The sequence below is a fragment of the Occultella aeris genome (assembly GCF_902703175.1).
Taxonomy (GTDB): Bacteria; Actinomycetota; Actinomycetes; order Actinomycetales; family Beutenbergiaceae; genus Occultella; species Occultella aeris.
Genome location: NZ_CACRYJ010000043.1, coordinates 1 through 3,887, shown reverse-complemented (window position 1 = coordinate 3,887; position 3,887 = coordinate 1). Strand labels below are relative to the sequence as shown.

4 protein-coding genes and 1 tRNA gene are annotated in these 3,887 nt (G+C 71.4%); 1 reads left to right on the top strand and 4 read right to left on the bottom strand.

Annotation, left to right across the window (positions count from 1 at the left end; genetic code table 11):
- On the top strand, positions 1-722 hold a 722-nt coding region (locus HALOF300_RS27040; RefSeq protein ID WP_197522565.1), incomplete at its 5' end, for a hypothetical protein.
- A gap of 3 nt (positions 723-725) precedes the next feature.
- Here HALOF300_RS27040 and HALOF300_RS14445 read toward each other — a convergent pair.
- The 4 genes from HALOF300_RS14445 to HALOF300_RS14430 form a co-directional block, all read right to left on the bottom strand.
- A tRNA-Leu gene (locus tag HALOF300_RS14445) sits at positions 726-799 on the bottom strand.
- A gap of 60 nt (positions 800-859) precedes the next feature.
- On the bottom strand, positions 860-2,251 hold the full coding sequence (locus HALOF300_RS14440; RefSeq protein WP_231955396.1) for an NAD(P)/FAD-dependent oxidoreductase: 1,392 nt from the start codon (positions 2,249-2,251) through the stop codon (positions 860-862).
- 10 nt (positions 2,252-2,261) lie between these two features.
- On the bottom strand, positions 2,262-3,209 hold the full coding sequence (locus HALOF300_RS14435) for a uracil-DNA glycosylase (RefSeq protein ID WP_269455292.1): 948 nt from the start codon (positions 3,207-3,209) through the stop codon (positions 2,262-2,264).
- Positions 3,210-3,285: 76 nt separating this feature from the next.
- The gene (locus HALOF300_RS14430) at positions 3,286-3,762 is read right to left on the bottom strand and encodes an aminoacyl-tRNA deacylase (protein WP_156741638.1); all 477 of its coding nucleotides are present in this window, start codon (positions 3,760-3,762) and stop codon (positions 3,286-3,288) included.
- Positions 3,763-3,887 lie beyond the last annotated feature (125 nt).

Genomic DNA, 3,887 nt, shown 5'->3' with positions numbered 1-3,887 from the left:
GTGCCCCGCCCCAGGGCGGGCCAGGGCACGGCGCGTACCCGAACGGGCCCGGCCGGCCGACGAACCAGTACCTAGCGCCGGGCGTGCCGGACGCACCGCCCGACCCGGGCAACTACGCCGTCTCCGCCCCGTGGCAGGGCGCGAGCGGGCAGTCGTTCGGGCAGTCGTCGGGCGGCTACGTCGGCGGGTTCGTCGGCACCCCGAGCCGCGGGCGGGGCCGGGCCGTGCTGATCGTCATCGGCATCGTCCTGGTCATCGCTGCCATCGGCTTCGCGGCGTGGCGGCTGTCCCGCCCACCGGCGAACAATGACGGCCGGGCAATCGACAACGTCGAGGTCACGCCCAACAACGGCGGCGCGTACGTCGTCACGGTGCCTGGGGGCCTCGCCGATCCCGAGGATGTCGAGTTCCGCGTCATCGATCCCGGCGCCGGCGACCCTGTGGGGGCCGACGACGACGTGACGATCTCGACGGACTACTCGGGCTGGTACGACCAGATCGAGATCACTCTCAACCCGACCGAGACGCTCTCCTACGGCGCCGAGGTCACCATGCCGCGCGACGACCTCATCGACGCCGTCGGCGACGACGTGCCGGACCTGCGGGAGGGCATGATCCTGCTGGTCGCAGCGCCCGAGGCGTACTTCGTCAACGTGGCCCCACAGCTCGAGGTGAACTCGAGCTCGGCCCAGCTGGTGCTCATCCTGATCGTGGAGTCCTGAGGGTGCCCCCACAGGGACTCGAACCCTGACTGTGCCGATTTTAAGTCGGCTGCCTCTGCCGATTGGGCTATGGGGGCCGGCGGCACCGCGAGTCTAACGGCGCACTCGCGTGGTTCCCCGGGGTCCCGCCCGCTGCCCTACTGGCCGGCCGGGGGCCGCTTGCCCGAGCTGGCCGCCGCGGCCTGGAACGCCTCGCGCGGGGTCTGCAGGCTGCCGAGGGCGACCGTCTCCCGGCTGAACACCAGGGCCATCGTCCAGTCCAGGACGATGCGGGCCTTGCGGTTCAGGGTCGGCATCGCCCACATGTGGTAGGTCCGGTGCATGAACCAGGCGACCGGTCCACGGAACTTGATGCCGAAGATCTGCGCGACGCCCTTGTAGAGGCCGAGCGAGGCGACCGTGCCGATGTTCTTGTGCGAGTACTCCTCGAGCGGCTCGCCGGTGAGGTACCGGACGATGTTGTCGCCGAGGTGGCGGGACTGGCGGACGGCGTGCTGGGCGGTCGGCGCGCAGAACTTGCCGGGCTCACCGGTCGAGAGGTCGGGCACCGCGGCGTTGTCGCCCGCGGTCCAGGCGCCCTCGACGACGGTGCCGTCGACGTCCGCGACCTGCAGGGTGGGCAGCGCACGCACCCGGCCGCCCTCGTCGAGCGGGAGGTCGGAGCTGGTCAGGACCGGGTTCGCCTTCACACCAGCGGTCCAGACGAGCGTGTCCGAGTCGAACTCGTCCCCGTCCGAACACACGATGTGGTTGTCGACGGCGGAGCTCAGGAACGTGTTGATCTTGATCTCGATGCCGCGCCCGCGCAGCTGCTCCAGGGCGTAGCCGCCGAGTTCCTCGCCGAGCTCGGGCAGGATCCGGTGCGCACCCTCGATCAGCACGAACCGCACATCCTGCATCCGGATCGAGTCGAAGTCCTTGACGGCCTGGCGGACCATGTCCTCGACCTCGGCGATCGCCTCGATCCCAGCGAAGCCACCACCCACGAACGTGAACGTGAGCATCCGCTTACGGGCCTCGGGGTCCCAGGTCGAGGCGGCGACGTCGAGCTTGTTCAGGACCCGGTTGCGCAGCGCGATCGCTTCCTCGATCTGCTTGAACCCGATCCCGTTCTCGGCCAGGCCGGGGATCGGAAGTACCCGGGCGACGGCCCCGAGAGCCACGACCACCTGGTCGTAGGAGATGTCGTACGGCTCACCCTCGGTGGGGTTGATGGTGGCGCGCCGGTTCGCGTGGTCGAGCGCGGCCACGGACCCGGACAGCAGGGTGCTGCCACGCAGCAGACGGCGGTGCGGCGCGACGACGTGGCGCGGCTCCAGCGAGCCCGCGGCGGCCTCCGGCAGGAATGGCTGGTAGGTCATGTACGGTCGCGGGTCCACCATGACGATGGCGGCCTCGCGGCGTCCGAGGCGCTTGCGGATCTGCATCGCCGTGTACAGGCCCACGTAGCCGCCGCCCAGGATGAGGATCCTGGGGACCTTACGGGTGCGGCCGGCCGCGGACGTGAACGTGGGCATGGTGGCGCTCATAAGGTCAACCTTAGAGCGGATGGACCCCGCCGGCAGTGTGTGATTGCGCACCACCGAGCCCGTCCCGGCAGCGGGCCAGAACGTCGTCGAGCATCGCCTCGGTGAGCCGTCCGGTGAACGTGTTCTGTTGGGAGACGTGATAACTGCCGACGACGGCGAGCTCGCGTCCGCCGCTGCCGTCGCGTCTGGGGTGGGTAGCCTGGCCGCCCGGGGCCGTCGTCGTGGCCGGGGTGGTGACCCGAGCGGTGACCCCGTGCCCGAAGCCGGGCCGCGGCCGTGGGATGCCCCAGCCGAGGTCGGACAGCGCCGCGAACGTGGCCTGCCAGGCGATGCCGCCGAGGGCGAGGATCGCGGTGAGTCCGTCGGACAGCAGGTCGAGTTCGCGGTGCAGCCAGGGCGCGCACGCGCGCTTCTCGTCGGGTGTCGGCTTGTTGTCCGGCGGGGCGCAGCGCACCGTCGCGACCATCCGTGCCCCGTGCAGCTCGAGCCCGTCGCCAGCCGCGACCGAGGTCCCCTGGGTCGCGTAGCCGGCCCGGTGCAGTGCCGCGAAGATCCAGTCGCCGGACCGGTCCCCGGTGAACATGCGCCCGGTGCGGTTCGCCCCGTGTGCCGCCGGCGCAAGGCCCACGATCAGGAGGGTGGCCTCGGGATCCCCGAAACTCGCGGCGGGACGCCCCCAGTACGGCTGGTCCGCGAACGCCCGGCGCTTCGTGCGGGCCACGTCCTCGCGCCAGGAGACCAGCCGCGGGCAGGCCGAGCAGACGCTGCAACGGGCGTCGACCTGGGCCAGTGTGGCGCGCTCGGCGAGGCGCACGACGTCCGCGGGAGTCCGCGCCCGCGGGGTGCGCGAGGATGCCGGATCACCGGGCCATCCGGAGCCCGGCGGGACCGGAGAGGTGAACGACTCACCCGTGATCGGGTGGGGCAGCGCCTGCCCCGCCGGGCCCCCGGCGCTCACCTGCCGGCCGAACTCATCGCGCCCAGCAGTCCGGGTCCACTCGCGGTGCCCGCGGCCCTCGCACGTCCCACTGTGCTCAAGCCTCCGGATCAGTGACGTCCGCGACCTGGGCGCCGAGAACACGGATGGCGTCATCGCCGTCGATCGTCGCGGCCACTCCGAAGGCGCCACCGCCGATCGAGATCTGCCGTCCGGCGACCCGGTCGTCGGCGATCACCGGCCATGCGGTGCTGGCACCGAACGGCGTGATCGTGCCGCGCTCATATCCCGTGACCTCAAGGGCCTTGGTGGCGTCAGGCATGGAGAGCCGGTTCACGCCGAGCAGGGTGCGCAACTTCGGCCACGAGATGGTCCGGTCCCCGGGTACCAGGACGAACAGGTAGTCACCGGAGGCCCGGCGGACCACCATCGTCTTGACGATGTCCCCCGGCTCCACGCCGCGGGCCGCGGCCGCTTCGGCGAGCGAACCGACCCGCCCGTGGGTGGTCACCGTGAACGGGATGCCGGACGCCTCGAGCGCGTCGATCGCCGGCGTGCGAGGGGTGTCGGTCATCCACTCACTGTAGCCACGGCGGGTGAGGGCCTGAATCGTCACGGGTACGTGCTCGCCGACTCGACTGACGTCGCCTGCCACATCAGAAGGGTGGTGGTTCGTCGGGTGGCCGGGGTGGGTGGAGG

What these genes read in the sequence shown, in the direction of transcription:
- HALOF300_RS14430 (WP_156741638.1), bottom strand. Translation starts at nt 3,762, where the DNA reads ATGACCGACACCCCTCGCACGCCGGCGATCGACGCGCTCGAGGCGTCC.
- HALOF300_RS14440 (WP_231955396.1), bottom strand. Translation starts at nt 2,251, where the DNA reads ATGAGCGCCACCATGCCCACGTTCACGTCCGCGGCCGGCCGCACCCGT.